Annotated in this window: 16 protein-coding genes; 5 read left to right on the forward strand and 11 right to left on the reverse strand. The window is 63.2% G+C overall.

All coding sequences use genetic code 11. The features are described 5' to 3' along the window. Positions 1–27 precede the first annotated feature (27 nt). From FGW20_RS07435 to FGW20_RS07465, 7 genes are read right to left on the reverse strand one after another with little or no spacing between them, the layout of a single operon-like run. Positions 28–609, reverse strand: a complete 582-nt coding sequence (locus FGW20_RS07435) for a flavin reductase family protein (protein WP_301677456.1) — start codon at positions 607–609, stop codon at positions 28–30. Positions 610–656: 47 nt separating this feature from the next. Further along, a complete protein-coding gene (locus FGW20_RS07440; RefSeq protein ID WP_301677457.1) occupies positions 657–1415 on the reverse strand; it encodes an ATP-binding protein in 759 nt (252 codons plus the stop codon). A 16-nt stretch (positions 1416–1431) separates the two neighbouring features. Further along, a complete protein-coding gene (locus tag FGW20_RS07445) occupies positions 1432–1629 on the reverse strand; it encodes a hypothetical protein (protein ID WP_301677458.1) in 198 nt (65 codons plus the stop codon). 1 nt (position 1630) lies between these two features. Further along, a complete protein-coding gene (locus tag FGW20_RS07450) occupies positions 1631–2884 on the reverse strand; it encodes an ABC transporter substrate-binding protein (protein ID WP_301677459.1) in 1254 nt (417 codons plus the stop codon). Continuing rightward, entirely contained in the window at positions 2875–3720 is an 846-nt protein-coding gene (locus FGW20_RS07455) for a class I SAM-dependent methyltransferase (protein ID WP_301677460.1), read from the reverse strand. The genes FGW20_RS07450 and FGW20_RS07455 overlap by 10 nt, the downstream gene beginning before the upstream one ends. 26 nt (positions 3721–3746) lie before the next feature. Then, complete coding sequence (locus FGW20_RS07460; RefSeq protein ID WP_301677461.1) at positions 3747–4598, reverse strand: ABC transporter ATP-binding protein; 852 nt, start codon at positions 4596–4598, stop codon at positions 3747–3749. A 5-nt stretch (positions 4599–4603) separates the two neighbouring features. Continuing rightward, complete coding sequence (locus FGW20_RS07465) at positions 4604–5683, reverse strand: FecCD family ABC transporter permease (protein WP_301677462.1); 1080 nt, start codon at positions 5681–5683, stop codon at positions 4604–4606. Between the two features lie 149 nt (positions 5684–5832). On the opposite strand from FGW20_RS07465, the gene FGW20_RS07470 reads away from it, so the two are divergent. Then, the gene (locus FGW20_RS07470; RefSeq protein ID WP_301677463.1) at positions 5833–7062 is read left to right on the forward strand and encodes an ABC transporter substrate-binding protein; all 1230 of its coding nucleotides are present in this window, start codon (positions 5833–5835) and stop codon (positions 7060–7062) included. 225 nt (positions 7063–7287) lie between these two features. Beyond that, positions 7288–8244 (forward strand): nucleoside recognition protein, encoded by a 957-nt coding sequence (locus FGW20_RS07475; RefSeq protein WP_301677464.1) that lies wholly within the window; start codon positions 7288–7290, stop codon positions 8242–8244. A 9-nt stretch (positions 8245–8253) separates the two neighbouring features. On the opposite strand, the gene FGW20_RS07480 is transcribed toward FGW20_RS07475, so the two are convergent. Then, positions 8254–8676, reverse strand: coding sequence for a hypothetical protein (locus FGW20_RS07480; protein WP_301677465.1), 423 nt, complete (start codon positions 8674–8676; stop codon positions 8254–8256). A gap of 6 nt (positions 8677–8682) precedes the next feature. Next, positions 8683–9654 carry an ADP-ribosylglycohydrolase family protein gene (locus tag FGW20_RS07485; RefSeq protein ID WP_301677466.1) on the reverse strand — a complete coding sequence of 324 codons (972 nt, stop codon included), beginning with the start codon at positions 9652–9654 and terminating at the stop codon, positions 8683–8685. Between the two features lie 109 nt (positions 9655–9763). On the opposite strand from FGW20_RS07485, the gene FGW20_RS07490 reads away from it, so the two are divergent. Together FGW20_RS07490 and FGW20_RS07495 are read left to right on the forward strand one after the other, a co-directional pair. Beyond that, positions 9764–12916 (forward strand): PD-(D/E)XK nuclease family protein, encoded by a 3153-nt coding sequence (locus FGW20_RS07490; RefSeq protein ID WP_301677467.1) that lies wholly within the window; start codon positions 9764–9766, stop codon positions 12914–12916. Beyond that, positions 12903–16133, forward strand: coding sequence for a UvrD-helicase domain-containing protein (locus FGW20_RS07495; RefSeq protein ID WP_301677468.1), 3231 nt, complete (start codon positions 12903–12905; stop codon positions 16131–16133). Before FGW20_RS07490 ends, FGW20_RS07495 begins: the two co-directional genes overlap by 14 nt. A gap of 314 nt (positions 16134–16447) precedes the next feature. Here FGW20_RS07495 and FGW20_RS07500 read toward each other — a convergent pair whose 3' ends face one another. After that, entirely contained in the window at positions 16448–16645 is a 198-nt protein-coding gene (locus tag FGW20_RS07500; protein WP_301677469.1) for a hypothetical protein, read from the reverse strand. Positions 16646–16673: 28 nt separating this feature from the next. After that, positions 16674–17330: a hypothetical protein gene (locus tag FGW20_RS07505; RefSeq protein WP_301677470.1), complete on the reverse strand. Its 657-nt coding sequence runs from the start codon at positions 17328–17330 to the stop codon at positions 16674–16676. Between the two features lie 142 nt (positions 17331–17472). On the opposite strand from FGW20_RS07505, the gene FGW20_RS07510 reads away from it, so the two are divergent. After that, positions 17473–17928, forward strand: a complete 456-nt coding sequence (locus FGW20_RS07510) for a universal stress protein (RefSeq protein ID WP_301677471.1) — start codon at positions 17473–17475, stop codon at positions 17926–17928. Positions 17929–17986: the final 58 nt, after the last annotated feature.

Consider the following 17986-nt stretch of genomic DNA (forward strand, 5'->3'; position numbering starts at 1 on the left):
TCGTTCTTATCCGCCAGCGAGGGGCCGTCAGGATCTCCGGATGAACATCTCGGAATACGGCGCAAACCGTCCCGCATCGACGGGGTAGGTGAACCTGATTTCGTCGTTGCCGCAGACCATGCAGAGGGGCCGGGCGGCATCGAGGTCCATGTTGCCCTCGGCGGTGGCATACCGGTCGTTCACCTCGAGATGAATGACTCTTCCGATGACGAGTGCATACTTCTCCCTCGTGATCTCCTCGACGAGCCGGCACTCCATCCAGGCGATCGATCCCTCGATGCCGGGCGGCGCGACGGCGGTCGAAGGCCGGGGAGTGAGTTTTGCCTCCTCAAATTCGTCGACTTCGGGCGGGAAGTTCCGGGCGCAGATCATCACTTCCTCGACCATCGTGGCCGGCGGCACGTTGACGACGAACTCCCCGGTCTCCCTGATGTTGTCGAGGGTATCGCGCCGCAGCCATGAGGCAAGGACAATCTCGTCGAGAGGCCGGAGGATCGGTGTGATATTCCCCCACGGTGCGGCATTGCGGATCCCGGCTTTCGAGACCGTCGAGATGAGCACCACGGGAAGCGGCAGGACGTTTTCGCGTTTGTGCGGTGATAGTTGCATGATTCTTACATCCGTTGAATTTGAATCTCAGCATTATGCTGTAGCGTTTACCGCCTTTCCAGCACTTCGACCAGTGTGCCGATGGCCTGATGCCTATCCGTCAACGCCTGTCCGCCGAGACCTGCTTCGAGAATACCGGGTTCCTGCGGGATTTCACAGACGATCCGGGACGGGTCCGCAACTCCTTCACGCATCCGGGCCACCATGGTCGGATCCGTCTTGTTCAGCACATAGTAGAGCGGGACGCCGATCCCTTCCGCCATTCCCGTAATCTTCTCCGCGAGCCGCAGCGACTCGAACGAGGGGTCGAGCACCATGAGGATCACGTCGGCCTCCTGATCGATTCCGCGGCCGAAGTGCTCGATCCCCGCCTCGGTGTCTGCGATAACAACATCGTTGTCACCGAGGCGAAGGTTTTTAAGAAACTGCCTGGCGAGCATCCCCATCGGGCATGCACATCCCTCTCCCGCATCGTGGATCTTGCCGACGGAGACGAGCCGAACACCGTGGCCTTCGGCGACATAGTCCTTCGGAAGGTCGTCGAGCGTCCATGCCCCCTCGATCAGGTTGACAGATGCTTTGTCCCGCATCGCCGCCATGATCTTCGCTCCCACGGTCATCTTGCCCCCGAAGTAGTTCATCAGGTCGGACGGTGCGTCCGTCCCGAGCAGGCGGTGCAGTCCGAGGTTCGACTCATCGGTATCGACGACCAGCACAGGGCGGTTCCGCCGTGCGTACTCACGTGCGAGCAGGGCAGCGAGCGTGCTCTTCCCGCTGCCTCCTTTTCCACAAATAGCGATCTTCATTTTCTTTACTTCCGTTTCATTGTCTGAATTTCGATTTTTGCTGCGTTTTTTGAGGTTGTAGGTCGATATCCGCAAATCGGTTGGGATTGACCGTCTTTGCCATGATCAAACCGTTCGGATTTACGGAGATGGCCACCGTACAGAGGGCGGCCGCCAGCAAGTGTGATACAGATGACGCCGCAACACCGGTGATCAAAGCAGAATGCGTTGCCATCTCACCCGCATGACGGACACGTTTCCACGCACCAGTCCATCCACTGTGCCGATCTGAGGGCTTTCGCGGTCTCGTCGTCCACGGCGTAGACGTTCTTGTAGAAGTTCAGCAGCCACTCTGACAGTTCGATGTCGGCGAACCGCTCCGGATACGCCGCCTTTGCGATCACCATCACATCGATCGGGTATTCAAGGCGCTTAGCACAGTTGCAGGGTGTCCATGGCCAGGCAACGACCTTCCTGTTCTTCACCGCCTTGAGTTCCTGCAGGTTCTGGTAATAGGGCGCCGAGTAGAGTTCCTCCGGCGGATGGTACCCGTTTGCCGTACAGAGGACGATGACATCCGGATCGATGCTCAGGATCTGCTCTGCCGAGACCGTCTTGAAGTATCCGGGTTCTGCAAAGGCGTTCTGTGCATGGGCAATCTCTTCGATGAAGTACGACTCGATGGTGTCAAGGCCAAAGACCTGTCCGGCGCCTCCTGCGTTTCTTGCGGTGGGTGAAAGCCCTAAGATAAGTACGCGCGGCTGCTCATCCAGCGGGATGTCTCTCGTCCGCTCATCGATGAGACTGACCTGCTCCTCAAGATACCCTGCGAGTTTCGAAGCATTCGCCTCCTTTCCAAAGACCTGCCCGATAATCATGATCTCATCGGATATCTTCGTGAGATCAGGATCTTTGAATGCAGGGGGGCCATAGACGACGACGAGAGGAATGCCTAGCGACTCAATGGTCGAAATTGTTTTTGTGACGGATTCGTCATCGATGTGCCGGGCGGTGCATGAACCGACCCGCAGGATAACTACATCCGGATCGAGCGATACAAGGGATTCGTAGTTGATTGCTGCTCCGGATTCGGCAATACGCGGGAGTTCCATGATCCGGCGGTTCAGGTACGTCACCGGATTCATTCCATCACGATACCAGTATGACTCTCCATGGATCGTTGGGAATTCATAGTCGAAGTTCCTCTGAAGGCAGGATGAACCCACTCCAACGATAGTGTCCTGTGTCCCGAGATACGTCATCGTTCCCTCTATCATGCCGTCGGATACGGTGACGACGCGCTCGATCTTCTCCGGCACCTGCACTGCGACCCCGCGGGAGTCGACGACCGTCCGGTATCCGGCGTCATCGGGTCCCTGGCCCGTTCCTTCCCCGGACTGCTCCGCTCCGGTGCATCCCGTGGAGATGACCAGCAGGACCGCTAGGAGGAGGGCGGCACCGGCCAAGAGGCGCCCTTCTCTCACCGGCACCCGTCGACCTCCCACCAGAGTTTCATCCGGGTCATCATCCCGGAGTGCACGAGGCCGTCCCCGTTCGTCGAGAGGACCCCGGAGAAGTACTCCCGGAGAACCTCCTCCTGTGCCGGGGAGGTTATCCGGTACTGCTCCCGGAACTCGTCGACTGCGACATCGAGATCCACGAACCTGCGGACGTGTTCCCCCCGAATCGTCTCCACGTTCGGGTAGATCCCCTTCGAGTAGAGGACGTTAAAGAGGACGTCGGCCTTCGGCCCGAACCGGAATCCCCTGCCGTGGAGTTTCGGCCAGAGGTCGACCATCGCCTGTTCCCATGCGGTCGCTCCGGCAAACCAAAAGACGTAGACCCACCGCGAGGAGGCCTCGCACATCTTCTCGATCGCGGCCTGGATATCCGGCATCCCGAGGGAGTAGGACGCGATGACGACGTCGTAGCGCCCTTCGAGATCTACGGCTGGGTCGACATCTTCCCAGCGCTTCCGGACGATCGTGAGGTTCGATACACCCGACTCAGCGGCATACTCGGCCATCACCTCCGCCATTCCCGTTGCCGGTTCGACGGCGGTGACGTGTGCGGCGACGCCTGCAAGCGGCACCGCCAGGGTTCCCGGCCCCGCCCCGATGTCGAGCACCCGCGATCCGCGCTCGATTGGCAGAGCCTCAATTACGTGGCGGATTCGATGGGGGTTCTCCCTGGACTGCTTCAGAAATGAGCGCGCTTTCCCCTGCGATTCCCAGATTGAGGCACATTCGCCGCTGCCGCGGCAGCACATATTCTCGTCGTACAGTTCCTTCCAGACAGCGTTCCAGTCAATCTCGTTATATGCCATTGGTGTTCTCCGTAATCGCGACAATGTTATGATTCTGCATCCGCACTGACTCTCATCACTGCGGTAGGATTCTCGTATTGCGGCACGGCCGACCTCCCGGTAGCACATCGCTCCGCAACGCAGCGGGGCATCACCATCCGCATGCCCTCGAACGACCGGACGGCACATGCGTCCCGGTAGATCTTCTCGAGAACGCTCTCGGAGATCACGTCCGCCGGTTCCCCCTCGGCCACGACGGCCCCCTCTCCAACCACCACGACCCGGTCGCAGAACCAGGCAACATGGTTCGGATCGTGGCTGCAGGCGAGGAGGGTCTTGCCATCCTCGGCGACATCGCGCATGATCTTCCAGATCCTCATCTGGTTCTGAAAATCGAGGGCGCTCGTCGGCTCATCCAGGAAGAGTATCGGCGTGTCCTGTGCGATGGCGCGGGCCATCAGGACCATCTGCCGCTGGCCGCCCGAGAGCTGGTTGTACGGCCGGTCGGCGAATTCGGTGATGTCGAGCGCGGCGAGCGCGTTCATTGCGATCTCCTTGTCGCGCCTCTTCACCCCGAAGAACCCCCCAAGGTGCGGCGTCCTGCCCATGAGGACGACCTCCCGTACAAGGTAGGGGAAGGGCGGTTTGTGCTCCTGCGGCACGTAGGCGATGACCTTTGCGAGCTGTTCGACCGAGTGTGCCGAAGTATCCTCGCCGCATATCCGCACAGTGCCTTTTTCGGCGCGCAAAAAGCGCAGGCAACACTTGAAAAGCGTTGTTTTTCCCGACCCGTTCGGGCCGAAAAGACCGCAGAGTTCACCCTCTCCGACGGAGAAAGAGACTCCCGAAAGGACGGGGAAATCCCCGTATTTGAAATGGATATCCTGAACCTGCAGCATGGTAATCACCCGAAGACAGCCCTGCCCTTATTGCGGAGCAGGTAGCAGAGGTAGGGGGCTCCAAGAATGGAAGTCAGAATCCCGACCGGGATCTCGGCCGTCGTCAGCGTCCGGGCGAGCGTGTCGCAGAGGATCAGGTAGCACCCGCCCATCATCAGCGATGCCGGGATGACGAACCGGTTATCGGGCCCGAGGATCATCCTGGAGGCGTGGGGCATCATGAGCCCGACCCACGCGATGATCCCGACGAGTGAAACAGCGAATGCGGTGATGGCAGTGGCGAACGCGATGACCACGAACTTGTACTTTTCGGGATTCACTCCGAGTGTCCGGGCTTCCTCGTCGCCCATTGAGAGGATGTTGAGTTTCCACCCGAGCGCCCAGAGGACGACGAAGCTCACGATGACCGCGGGGGTGAGGAGGAGGACGTCGTTCCAGGTCGCGTAGTAGAACCCTCCCATCAGCCAGAAGACGATCTCTCTGAGTGCCGTGTCGTTTGCGGTGTACTTGAGGAGCGAAACGAGGGCGGCAAATATCGACCCGATGATCACGCCGGCGAGGATGAGGGTGATGGTGGGAGTCTCACCGCGGACGCGAGCGAGGATGTAGGCAAGGGTGACTGCGAGAGCGCCGAAAACGAACGCGAAGAACTGGATCGAGAAGAAGATAGCCGGAAAGACGATCCCGAGAGCCGCACCGAAGGCTGCTCCCGACGAGACACCGAGGATGTACGGTTCGACAAGCGGATTTCTGAAGACGCCCTGAAAGACGGCGCCTGCGATGGCAAGCGCACCACCGACCGAGATGGCAAGGATGATCCGCGGTACGCGGATATCCCAGATGATCGTATTGTGGAGTTTCGGCAGAGCGGTTATGTCGCCGAACGTGAGATGGACGAGGATTGTCCGGTAGACATCGGTGATCGTGATGTTGTACGCTCCCATGACGACGGCGATGCAGGCCGTTATAAAAAGGAGAAGGGCAAGAGCTGCGAGAACAGCGATCTTTCTCCCATCTCCGAATCCGTCGACGGGATCGTAACCCAGGTTGATGAGGAGTTGTCTGAAGCCTGTTGACTCTGTCATGCGGTATCCTCCCGCCCGGCCGGCGTGGACACCGTCATCTTAGTAGCAATAATATATAAAATAGTAATATTTGATGTTATTAATTCTCATTATAATTTTCTTTGATACAAATAATCCAATTTTATATATTACTTATTCAATTCCTAGTTATGAAACGTAGTTGCTGTGGCGGAGGGGCCGCCCTGCTTTTTGTCTGCCTGTTCTGTGCGATCCTCTTCTGCGGGTGCACGGGAACGACCGCCGGCGAACCGGCGGGTGACCCGTCCGGGCTAAGGACGATCACCGATATGCGCGGGCGGACAGTGGAGATTCCGGCGACGATCGATCGGGTCGTCTGCATCGACGATGGGTTCGTTGAAGGCATCATGTACCGGTTCGGGATGCAGGATCGGGTTGTCGGGCTCGGCGGCGAATGGATTAAGGACTACAATTACACCTTCGAGGCGACAGATGGCGGGACGTATGAGTACCAAAACGGCATGAATCCGGTCAGGTATCTCGCACCCGATCTTGCCGACCTCCCGGTGCTGGTTACGAGCGGGACGGCGATCAACTACGAGACGCTTGCTTCCCTCGAGCCGGATGTCGTCTTCCTCCGTGCCGGGGCATGGGCGTTCAGCGCGGGATCCGACGAGAACCTTGAAAAAACGATCCAGACGATTGACTCGCTGGGCATCCCGCTTGTCGTTCTTGTCGGCCCGCCGTATCAGGAACGCCCGACCGTGGACAATGTCGGCGAAGAGATCCGGCTCGTCGGCGAGGTCTTTGCACGGCAGGAGGATGCTGATGCGCTTGCGTCCTATCTCGAGGGGGAGATCGCCGTGATTCGGGAGCACACGAAAGACATTCCTGAGAGTGAAAAACCGCGGATGATGCAGTTCGGCCTCTCGCCGCGGGCCCGGCAGGGCGGCGGTGCCGGGATGGCTTGGGGCGGCGATACAATCGAGTCTTATTTCATCGAGGAGATAGCGAACGCGAAGAACGCGTATGAGGGCACCGGAGCGTTCGTTGTCATCTCGACCGAGCAGGTTCTTGCGCTCGATCCAGATGTGATAGTTCTCCCGACCGCACAGGGCTACCACCCGGCGGAGGAGCTGTATACCGCCCCGTATTACCAGAACCTGCAGGAGCTTTCTGCGGTCAGGAACCACCGGGTCTACGCTCTGCCGTGGACGCCCTACAACTGGGCAAAGCGGCTGGAATACCCGATCGAGGCGATGGTGATTGCAAAGGCCGCATACCCTGAGAGGTTCGCGGACATTAACGTCGGTGAATGGACGATCAGCTTCTATCAGCAAGTTTACGGCGTCGATGAAGCGACGGCGAAGGAGCTCCGGTCGGTCCAGTGGATGGACTGGATGGTCGAGGAGAACTTCTGAGCTCCGGAGATCGGCGGCAGTGCGTGGAGTTCATCTCCACGCAATCGCGGTCGCGAGTCCCGGCCAGGGGCATGGTGTCCCTAGCGGCACCCCTGCACCCGGGTGCTACAAATATTGTTCTAGATCATATTTGGTGGAATTTTAAGACAAGAATCCAATTATTTATTAGACCGCAAACACAGGTTTTTCATATTATCGGGGCATAGCGGCCCCCCGGAGGAAGCCATGTACGACGGTATCATTCAGACGGTGACACTCGCTGCCGGCCTGCTCGGCGAGGTCGTCCCGATGATGGTCGCCGGGGTCTTCCTCGCCGAGGTGCTCGTCGCCCTGAAGATTGCCGGGCGGATTGCGGCCCTCTCGCGGCCGCTCACCTCGTTCGCCCGCCTGCGGGAGGAGTGCGGCACGAGTTTCCTCATGGCCTTCGTCTCTCCCCCTGCCGCGAATGCCATGCTGATGGATTACCATACAAAGGAACTCATCTCCCGCAGGGAACTCGTCATCGCTGCCGTCATGAACTCGTTTCCGACGGTCGTCATGCACTGGCGCTATCTCCTCCCGTTTTACGTCCCGCTCCTCGGCATCCCCGGCCTCATCTACTTCGGCCTGCTGATGCTCGTCGGCCTCGCAAAGACTGCGGCCATCATGCTTTTCGGCCGGGCCATCCTCACTCCCACCCCGTGCATACCGGTCATCCCGGCGGAGGAGCCGCCCATCACGCTCCGGGAGGCGTTCCGGACGGCGTGGCCGTCCTCAAAAAAGACGCTCACGCGCCTGCTCTCGATCACCATCCCTACCATAGTCGTCGTCGCGTTCCTCATCAACGCCGGGGTCTTCGACCGGCTTGCCGTGATGATGCAGGGCGCGGGAGGGCTATTCCCCGTGCCCCCGGAGGGGTTTGCCATCATCGCCACCCAGTTCGGCAGTTTTGTCGCGGGTGCGAGCGTCGCGGGCGCCCTGCTCGCTGCGGGGGATATGACCTGGCAGCAGATCGTCCTCACCCTCCTCGTCGGGAACGTCCTCACCAGCGTGACGCGGAGCATCCGCTGGCTCGGTTCTTCTTACGTCGCGATATTCGGGATGCGGACGGGAACGGAGATCATGCTCGTCTCGACGGTGCTCCGAAACGGCATCATGGTCGTTCTGGTCGGCGTGCTGGCGTACGGGTTCGGATGGGGGTGAGGGTGCGGCTCACCCACGCCTCTGCACCTCCCGCACCGCCCGGATCTCCGGGATATCCATACCGCCGAGCAGTTCGACGATCGCCTGCACGTAGGGCTCCTGCCGGGTGCAGCTCGGGGATGCATGGGGGTCGCTTCGCTGCCCTCGCCGCCCCATCCCCGCGTGGCCGGTGGCGATGTAGTGCAGGAAGTCCTCTTTCGGGAGACCCCACCGGCAGTTGACCTGCAGCCGGACGAAGTCCGGGTTCTTCGGGTTCGGGAAGAGCACTGCCCGTGTCGGTGGGAGCGGGACCGGGTCCCCGCCGTTTGACTCCGCAAGGTCGAGGACCCGTCGCCACAGCCGGTCGCAGACGACCTTCGGGCAGACCCGGCAGGAGCGGTTCGACGGTGGTGTGCCGTCGCCGGTGTAGTGGCGGCAGAAGTTCGTGTCCATGGGCGTTCAGTGGTTCCGTCGTGGGTCATCGGTGCCGCACAACTGCTCGACGCAGGCGTCACTGCACCGCATCAATCTATCAGCATACGACTCGATGAAGTCCCGCTTAGCGAGGCACTCCAGCCACGCCTGCGGGATCGCGGACGCCCCGTAGTATGCCCCGGCAAGTTGCCCGTAGATCGCCGCGGTGGTATCGGCGTCTTCCCCGAGGTTCACCGCGAGAAGACAGCCTTCTCCAAACGTGCTGCTCCGGCTAAAAGCCCAGAGCGCCGCCTCAAGCGACCCCACGACATACCCGCGCCCCCGGATCTCTGGCGGCTCCTTGCGGAGGTATGACCCCGCCGCGACGGCATTGATCTCGTCGGCGAGCGGGTGCTCCTCCCAGTATCGCGTGACCGGAGAGTACCTCGGCGAGAGGAGAGCTTCCTTAGGCGCACCGGTGAGGGCACCGACGATCAGCCCCCCGAAGAACCGGCAGGCGTCGACGACCACCGGCAGCGCGTGGGTGGTTCGCGAACTCTCGCCGGAGAGTTCGATCGCCCGGGCCGGGTCTGCAGCGTAGAACATCGGCACCGGACAGAGCCGCATCAGGGATCCGTTGCCTGCCGACCGCTCGTCAGTCAGCCCCGGGAAGGGCTCCCGGGAGAGCATAAAGCGTTCAAGCGCCACTCGCGTCGTCGTCCCGATATCAAAGCATCTTCCCGTGCTGGAGAGGTGCCCCTCCCGGTACCAGCGCACGTAGCGCTCCAGCTGGTCGATAGGGTCAAACCCCCGCTTCTCGATCAGGCTTTCGGCGAGGCAGAGGGCGAGGGAGGTGTCGTCAGTCCACTCTCCCGGCCTGAGATCATGGTACCCGCCGCCGGCCATACCAGTGACGGGCTCAAACGTCCCGGGCGGCCGGAACTCGGCAGATACCCCGAGGGCGTCGCCTGTAGCGAGGCCGAGCAGGCAGCCACGGTAACGGTCGGTTCTATTCATGATGTTGTTTCAGGTCACTTTCACCAAAGACAGTTCCGGTTTGTGCCAACCCAAATAACAACACTCATCCCTCCTCCACCCCAAACCTCTTCTCAGGAGAGAACACCGGATGTCCCCCGCCGTTCTGTACCGCCAGTTACCCGGAGAGGGCCTCGAAGCGTTCATCGCGGAGTTCCGGAAAGTCGCCGCCCGCGACCCGTTCGGCACCGTCTTCATTGTCCCGACCTCTCATCTTGCGCGGGAGATCGTCCGCCGCCTCGGGGAAGAGGGTGCCCCGGTCGTCGCCGACACGGTCACGACCCTCTCGGGGTTCGCCCGGAAGATCTTCCTCGACCGTGCAACGTCGGAGACGCTGATCTCCGGGACCGAGTCCCGGCTCATCCTCACCCGCCTCCTCGCCTCCGGCAGATACCCACTCCTCTCCGGCACCGGGGCGATCAACGAACTCGCAACCCTTTTTGAAGTCATCCTCATGCGGAAGGTCAACTACCCGGCCGCCCTCGGCGATCTCGCGACCGCCAAATGTGTCGAGATCGCTCGCCTCTTCGACGCCTACCGCCGGTTCCTCGACGAACACGACCTTGTCGACGAGAGCACGCTCTTTGCTCGTGTGGTCCGGATGCTCTCCGATACGGGGTGGTTCCGGACGGTCTATATCTACGGTCTCTTCGAACCGATGCCGCGGGCAGGCGGCAGTCATCATCTCTGCCCCCTCCGGACGGTCTTCGTCTACGGCCTCTTCGAGCCGATGCCGCTTGAACGCGACCTGCTTTTTGCCCTACGGGAGTCTGCAGAGGAATTTCATTACTCGATCCCATACGATGGAAACCCGGCGGTTTTTGCCGACGACGGTGAGTGGCTGCTCCCGGATACGGTCATCTCCGGGGATGCCCCGGACACTCGCCGCTCCCGCCTCGCCGCCCAATTCTCCCGGTCCGAGCCTGTCGACTGCGGCGGCTGCGTCCGCCTCGCAGAACGGCGTGACCGGCTCGACGAGGTCCGGGCTATCGCACAGGAGATCCGTGATCTGGTCGCCGCCGACGTGCGGCCGGACGAGATCGCAGTCGCGTTCCCCGACTTTGCATCGGTGTTGCCTTACGTGGAGGAGGTCTTCCCCGACTTCGGGATCCCGTACGCCGCGTCCGACGGCCTGCCGCTCTCTGCATCACCGCTCGTCCGGGCACTGCTTGACATCGCCGCGGTTCCTGCCCACGGTTACCGGCGAGCGGATGTCGTCGCTCTCGTGACCTCTCCCTACCTGCCGGTCACCTGCGGCTGCGAACTCGATCTCCTCTCCCGTGAAGCCCGGATAACCGCCGGGCATTGGGACGAGCGGCTCACCGTCCTCGCTCGCGCCGTCGAAGAGGAGCGGGAACGGCCGGATATCCCGGAACTCGTGAAATCCCGGCTCGCAGCAAAGGCGGCCTCGATTGAGTCGGCACGGGACACCATCAGGATGCTCTTCGCCGATCTCTCGGCACTCGAAGGAACGAAGACGATTGCCGACCATACCGCAGCTTACCGCTCACTCCTTGAGCGGTGGCAGGCTCCGGTTATGCCAGAGAACGGCGATCCCGATCTCCTCGATGACGAGGCACGGGTTCTCGGGGAGTTCATCGATATCATCGCGGCGTTCGAGCGCTTCGCCCGGCTGCTGCCGGATGCGGAGATATCCCTTGCGGAGTTCTCCTCCCTGCTCGAACAGGTTGCCGGCGAAACCCGGACAGCCGGTCGCCGGAACAACGGCGGCGTTTGGGTTGTCGGCGTCCGGGAGGTTGCGCACCTCGCCATCCCCTATCTCTTCATCGGCAACCTCGTCGAGGGCGTGATGCCGCGCCTGACCACCCGGCTCCCGTTCACCACCGATGCCGAGACCCGCCGCCTTGGAACGCGGTCGCGAGAGGATATCCTCCGGGAGGAGCGCTACTACTTCACTGCCGCCCTGCTCTCCGGCCGTTCCGGGGTCTACCTGAGCTACCCTGCGACTGACGGGGCAACACCGGTGATCGGCTCCGGGTTCGTGGACGCCGTTCGTGAAGTATTTTCCCCGGAGACGTGGGGGAGCGGCGACTTCCCGGACTCCGGGCTCGCGGCAGCCCGACGGGCCGGTGCCCTCCTCGCCCGGCGGGAAACGCCGGACCGGATGCCACCGGGGCTCTCTGTCCGCGAGGCCGTTCGCCGTCTCAACATCGAGAACTACCACCGAAGAGCCGGTTACGACTCCCCCTACGACGGCATGCTCGGGGACGACCCGACAATCGTCGCGGCGCTCGCCGAACGGTTCGGCGACGGTGCGGTCTTCTCCCCGACGGCGCTCGAAACCTACGGTGACTGCCCGTTCCGGTTCTACCTGGAGCGGGTTCTCGGTCTTGCGCCGCTGCCCGAGGCAGATCCCGACCTGACGGCGCAGGAACGGGGGGCCCTCGTCCACCGAATCGCCTACCGGTTCTACTCCGGCTGGACGTGCGACGGCAACGGCCCGGTCACCGGGGCCTGCTACGCGGACGCCCTCCGGCGGCTTCTTGAAGCCGGCCGGGAGGAGACCGACCGGTTCGCGTTCGAAACCCCAGCCTGGGTCGCGGATAAAGAGCACCTCCTCGGGTCGCCTGCGGCGGGCAAGGGTCTCCTCGAGCGGTTCCTCCAGCACGAGACCGAGGTCGCGGCCTCCCGTTTCGTCCCGCACGCCTTCGAGGTCTCGTTCGGCCTCCCGCTGGTGCCGGGGGAGGTCGATGCGATCTCGACGCCCGATGCGGTCGCGATCCCGCTCGGCACCGAGACCATCCGCCTGCGGGGCAGGGTCGACCGGGTCGACGTGCTGCCCGAGGGCCGGTTCATCATCACCGACTACAAGACTGGGTCGTCGCACATCCGGCTCAAGGATATCGAAGCGGGCAGGGCGCTCCAGCTCCCCCTCTACCTCCTGGCGGTCGAGAGGCTGACCGGGATGGAGGGAGTCGCGGGCACCTACTACACCCTCCGGCGCGGAGAAGTCACGAACAAACCGGTCTTCTGGGACGCGGGGCTAAAGGACTGTTTCGCCTGCTTCCCCGCCTCGCAACGGAGTAGCGTCGAGGATGTCCGCGAGGTGGTGAAGACCGCTCTCGCCTGGACGCAGCGGTATCTTTCCAGGATACGCGCCGGATGCTTCCCGCCCCGGTCGGACACGCGTTCCTGCCCGCCCTACTGCGGGTTCAAGACCGTCTGCCGGTTTGACGCCCTGCGGCTGCTTAACGCGGAGGTGATTCCCGATGGGACTGACTGAACGCCAGGCGCGGGTCGCGCTCGACCACTCGAGGAGTACGTGCGTCACCGCCGGTGCGGGGACGGGGAAGACGCACGTCCTGGTGCAGAAGTACCTCAGCCTGCTTGAGTCCGGTGTCGGCGTCGACAACATCCTCGCGCTGACCTTCACCGAGAAGGCGGCCGGCGAGATGAAAGTCCGGGTCCGCCAGGCGATCGCGGAGAAGGAGGGCGAGCGGTGGGACGCGATCCGCGACGAGTTTCTGTGGGCGAAGATCTCGACTTTCCACTCCTTCTGCGCCTCGGTTCTCCGGGAGTTCCCCATTGAGGCCGCCGTGGGGCCGTCCTTCGCCGTCCTTGACGAGCGGGAGGCGTTCCGGCTCCGTGAGGAGGCGATCGACGATCTCATCCACGGCGATCCGCCCGCGGCGTGCCGGGACGCGGTGATCGGCGCTCTCCGGGCTGTCGGAGCCTACGAACTGAAGAACTACCTCGAGGCGCTGTACTCCCGCCGCGGGGCTGCGGAAGCGTTCTTTGCCGCGCTCGCGGAGAGCGAGGAGAGGGTGCTTGACGCCTGGCGGGCGGCCGTGGAGCGGCACCGGGAGGCGGCGTCCGGGGAGTTCTTCGCCCGGGCAGGCGACGCAATCGCAACCCTCCGGGACCTTGGTGCCCGCTACCCGGACGAGCGGGACACCGCCGGAGCCTACCTCCGGGCGATCGAGCCCTGTCTCGTCGGTGAGATCGCGGTCGCCGAACTTGCCGGGGTTCACGACGAGTCACGTTTCCGCAGGAACATGGGACAGAAGAAGAACTGGACAGGGGACGACCTCAAAAACCTCCGAGAGGCCTACGGCGTTCTCGACCAGTGCCTCAAAGACCACGGAGACGCCTGCTCCCTCACCCTTGATGCGTCCGACCCCTTCACCCGGGCGACGCTCGACTTCCTCCACGACCTCGCTACAGTCTTCTCGGTCTTTCTTGGCGCGGTCGATGCCGAGAAACGGCGACACAACGCCCTCGACTTCGACGATCTGGTGAACCGCACCCACCGGCTCTTTTGCGACCGGGAGGATATCGTTGCGGCGCACTTTCGGAGCCGGTTCCGGTATATCCTGGTCGACGAGTTCCAGGACACCGATCCCGTCCAGATCGCCATCATCCGCGCCATCCTCGGCAATTCCGCGAACCTCTTTGTCGTCGGCGACCCGAAACAGTCCATCTACCTCTTCCGGGAGGCCGACGTGACGCAGTTTGGGCATACCCGTGACCTGATCGAGCGTGATCTCGGCGGGGAGACGATCGCGCTCGACGTCAACTTCCGGAGCACTCCTGAGGTCGTCGAGTTCACGAATGCCGTCTTTTCCGCCCTGATGGCGGAGGCCGGCCGTCCCTGGGAGTTCCTCTACGAACCGCTGCATGCGTTCCGCCGAGACGATGCCGGCTCGGTCGAACTCCTTCTCTCCCCAAAGATCAGAGACCGGGCGGCCGGCCGCCGGACCGAGGCGGAGATGGTTGCACGTAAGATCCGCTCCCTTGTCGAGCGGGGGGAGAAACCGGTCTGCCGCGACGGGGAAGCCCGGCCGGCAGGCTACGGCGACGTTGCTGTTCTCCTCGAGCGGCGGACGAACCTCGCCTACTACGAATGGGCGCTCGCCCGCTACGGCGTTCCCTACAACGTCCACGCGGGGCTCGGATTCTACGAGCGCCAGGAGGTCTACGACCTCTACAATATCCTCCGGTTCCTTGTAAACGACCTGGACGACGCGGCCCTCTACGGCGTGCTCCGGTCGCCCTATTTCGGGTTCTCCGACGCCCGGCTCTTTCATATTGCCCGGGCTGCGGGGAGTTCTCTCTGGGAGCGGCTGCAGGCGGCGGAGGAGCCGGCGGCGGCAACCCTCCGCGACTGGCTCTCGCTTTCCCGCAGGCTCCCGCCTGCCCGCCTCCTCCGCCGGATTGTCGAGACCTCAGGGATCTATCTCGTCTTCGGCGGGATAGCCGGGGGCGAGCAGGCCGCGGCGAACGTTGAGAAACTGATCGCCCTCGCAAGGGATGCCGACTGCGCCACGCTTCCAGGGTTTGTCGCGGAACTCGGCCGCTCCATCGACGACGCAGAGCGGGAAGGCGATGCCCCCCTCGACCTCGCATCCGCGGACGCTGTCTCGATCATGACGGTGCATGCCGCGAAGGGGCTCGAGTTCCCGGTCGTCGTCGTTCCCGACCTCGCGGAGACACCGCGGTCCGGCGGGGGCACGATCATGGTAGAGGAGGGGCTGCTGCTCGGGGTTTCGATACCGAACCCGGCAGACGATCACGAGCGCGAGGAGACGCCCGTCCTCCGGCTCCTCAAGGACGAATACCGGCAGAAGGGGGAGGCGGAGCGTAAACGCCTCTTCTACGTCGCGGTCACCCGGGCAGAGGATCACCTGATCCTCTGCGGGGAGATGCCGAACGCGGTCCCGGAGAGCCTCGCGGACGGCAAGACCCGGATGGCCTGGCTCGCGCACTGCCTGGGGCTCTGCGATGAGGTCTACGCCCGGGGCGAAGCCGTCCTCGGGACGCTCCGCATCCCGCTCACCCTCGACCCCGCGGCGATCCCGGTCGACGTGCAGGAGACCGCCCCGGTCTGCCTGCCGGTGCCCGACGACGTCCCCGCGGCGCCCGTCCCGGTGGGCATTCCTTCCAATGGGAAGAAGGAGCGGGTCTACTCGGCAAGCGAGCTTGAGGCGTACCTCCGTGGCCCGGCGGAGTCCCGATCGACCGCGGATGACGCGCTGACCCGCGGTCTGGTCGTCCACGAGGTCTTCCGCGGCCGCGATCCCGCCGCGGTGCTGCGGCGGTACGGGCTGGACCCTGCCGGGGCTGCGGAGTACCAGGAACTCTACGTCCGGTTCCTTGCATCGCCCCTGATGCGGGGGATCGTCCGCGACCACCGCGAGGTGCCGTTTTCGGCCCGGGTGAACGGGTTTGCGTTCAGGGGGGTCATCGACCGGCTGGTGCAGCGGCAAAACGGCACCTGGATGCTCATCGATTACAAGACCGGGACGCCGGGGGACGCCGGGGAGTATGCGATCCAGATGACCATCTACCGCCGCGCCGCTGGCCAGATTCTCGGGGGTCCGGTCACGCCCTACCTCTATTTCGTCGATGCCGACCGCTGGGCGGAGATCGAGGTGGACGAGGATCTGGTCTTTGCCGAGATCTCCCGTGCGATCAGCGGGATCGAGGAAGAAGGTCTTTGACGGCGGGAGCCGGTTCTTCGGATCTCCGATGCGTCCCGGTTCCTCGCGTTCAGGAATCGTCTGGTTCACGGGTATGCAACTGTGCCCGATGAGGTTGTCCGGACGTCATCGAAGGATACCTGTCCGTCCTCTCCGGCGAAGCGCGGTCTCTCCCGGGAGAGCATGAGTAAGGCCGGACGGAGAGACCTTTTCCGGGTTCTGCAGCAAGGATGTGCCGTAACCGTTACCCTGTCGCGCTTCGTCCGCGATACGCGACCGGTCGGTTCTCGCCGGTTATGTGAGGAGCGGCGCTTGCCGCACCGCGGCCTCGCCGCTCAGTCGTACAGCCCGATCGCCAGGTAGTCGTCGTCGGAGAGTTCGTCCCAGAGTTCGAGGACGACCGAGCCGTCGTCCAGGACGTCGCCGGGGATGATCCATTCGGAGTCGACTTCCCTGACTTCTTCAACCCCGTCCGCGGTTCTCACGAGCACGTTCATGGTATCTCCTGTTGCGTCCGGTTCCACCCGGATCATGCTCTCCTGGAGCGTTTTCCCTGGCGATCTATCTTCCGGCGGGGCAGGCGAGTTCGCAGGCCCGGCAGTGGTCGATCCGTTTCCTCCCGGAGTTCTTGTCGGCGTTCATCCGCGCCAGGCACCGCTCCCGGCTGAACCTGCAGGTGGGGAAGGCGTCCATCGGGCAGGCGCGGGTGCAGTACCCCTCGCAGCCGGCGCAGGGAGCTTCTCCCTCTGGTGATGGTTCTTCGGGGTGGTTCAGGTCGGCCCAGACCGCCCGGAACCGGACTTTCGGCCCGTAGCCCGGGACGATGACGAGGTTGTTTCTCCCCATCCTCCCGATCCCCGCCATGCAGGCTGCGTCTTTGAGGTAGATCCCGCCGTCATGGAGCTGGTAGGGGATGAGGCGGGCGCTGACTCCGTACTCGTCCTGCAGCCAGCGGGCGAGGTTTTTGCCGGTATTCCCGAGGATCCGGTCGCCGGGCGTCCCCCGGCCCGGCTCCCAGAGGTCGAGCTCGGGGTGCTCCGGGTCGTGAGAGAGGCCGAGGACGATGTAGGTGCCGCGGTCCTGCGAGCCCGGGCGTTTCTCCGCGACGGCCGAGGGGCAGTCGACGAGCCTCTTTGCCGCCACGGTGCCCGCTACGTCTGCGCCGAGTTCATGCGCCTTTCGGATGGCCGCCCTGATGATCTCGGGGTCGTTGGGCATAGTGGAGGGTGGGGGACGGGAGGTGAAGAAGGGAGCGGTCATCCGGGCTACAGGGGGCGCGCCACCCGTTCTACCCTGTCCGGGGGATATGGTTGTGGATCACCTCTTTATGCGATTGTTTCCAACGGGGGGCTTGATCGCAATGACCCCAAGAATCCTCATAGCGTTTGACGGGTCCAGCACAGCCGGGCTGGCAGTAGCGCGAGCGGTTGAATGGTTCGCTGCCGATAGCGAGTTTCATGCGGTCTATGTCCACGGTACGGGCGAGACGATCCGGATCCCGGTGGCGATCCCCCCGCATGCCGCTACCAGAGGGCTTGACCCCGAGCCCGAGCTGGAGCGACGGATCGAGAAGCAGGAACGTGAGTTCATCGAGAAAAAGATCCGGGACCTGACGGATGAGCACGGGGTGCAGATCCGGCTGCACTGGCGCCGGGGTGACCCGCGGCACGAGGTTGTCCAGGCCGCAACGGATGTGAGTGCCGATGTCGTCGTGATCGGTTCCCGCGGCCATGGAAAGATATCCCGGCTCCTCCTTGGGAGCGTCAGCTCCTTTGTGGTGGAGCATGCGCCGGTCTCGACGCTCGTTGTCCGGTGATCCGCCCGGACCCGGGAGTGGTGCCGGCACCTCTCCGGCCCCTGTCAATTGACCGCCA

The sequence above is a fragment of the Methanoculleus methanifontis genome (assembly GCF_030464365.1).
Taxonomy (GTDB): Archaea; Halobacteriota; Methanomicrobia; order Methanomicrobiales; family Methanoculleaceae; genus Methanoculleus; species Methanoculleus methanifontis.

What these genes read in the sequence shown, in the direction of transcription:
- FGW20_RS07460 (WP_301677461.1), bottom strand. Translation starts at nt 4,598, where the DNA reads ATGCTGCAGGTTCAGGATATCCATTTCAAATACGGGGATTTCCCCGTC.
- FGW20_RS07510 (WP_301677471.1), top strand. Translation starts at nt 17,473, where the DNA reads ATGACCCCAAGAATCCTCATAGCGTTTGACGGGTCCAGCACAGCCGGG.
- FGW20_RS07435 (WP_301677456.1), bottom strand. Translation starts at nt 609, where the DNA reads ATGCAACTATCACCGCACAAACGCGAAAACGTCCTGCCGCTTCCCGTG.
- FGW20_RS07465 (WP_301677462.1), bottom strand. Translation starts at nt 5,683, where the DNA reads ATGACAGAGTCAACAGGCTTCAGACAACTCCTCATCAACCTGGGTTAC.
- FGW20_RS07500 (WP_301677469.1), bottom strand. Translation starts at nt 16,645, where the DNA reads ATGATCCGGGTGGAACCGGACGCAACAGGAGATACCATGAACGTGCTC.
- FGW20_RS07480 (WP_301677465.1), bottom strand. Translation starts at nt 8,676, where the DNA reads ATGGACACGAACTTCTGCCGCCACTACACCGGCGACGGCACACCACCG.
- FGW20_RS07490 (WP_301677467.1), top strand. Translation starts at nt 9,764, where the DNA reads ATGTCCCCCGCCGTTCTGTACCGCCAGTTACCCGGAGAGGGCCTCGAA.
- FGW20_RS07495 (WP_301677468.1), top strand. Translation starts at nt 12,903, where the DNA reads ATGGGACTGACTGAACGCCAGGCGCGGGTCGCGCTCGACCACTCGAGG.
- FGW20_RS07470 (WP_301677463.1), top strand. Translation starts at nt 5,833, where the DNA reads ATGAAACGTAGTTGCTGTGGCGGAGGGGCCGCCCTGCTTTTTGTCTGC.
- FGW20_RS07475 (WP_301677464.1), top strand. Translation starts at nt 7,288, where the DNA reads ATGTACGACGGTATCATTCAGACGGTGACACTCGCTGCCGGCCTGCTC.
- FGW20_RS07485 (WP_301677466.1), bottom strand. Translation starts at nt 9,654, where the DNA reads ATGAATAGAACCGACCGTTACCGTGGCTGCCTGCTCGGCCTCGCTACA.
- FGW20_RS07445 (WP_301677458.1), bottom strand. Translation starts at nt 1,629, where the DNA reads ATGGCAACGCATTCTGCTTTGATCACCGGTGTTGCGGCGTCATCTGTA.
- FGW20_RS07440 (WP_301677457.1), bottom strand. Translation starts at nt 1,415, where the DNA reads ATGAAGATCGCTATTTGTGGAAAAGGAGGCAGCGGGAAGAGCACGCTC.
- FGW20_RS07505 (WP_301677470.1), bottom strand. Translation starts at nt 17,330, where the DNA reads ATGCCCAACGACCCCGAGATCATCAGGGCGGCCATCCGAAAGGCGCAT.
- FGW20_RS07455 (WP_301677460.1), bottom strand. Translation starts at nt 3,720, where the DNA reads ATGGCATATAACGAGATTGACTGGAACGCTGTCTGGAAGGAACTGTAC.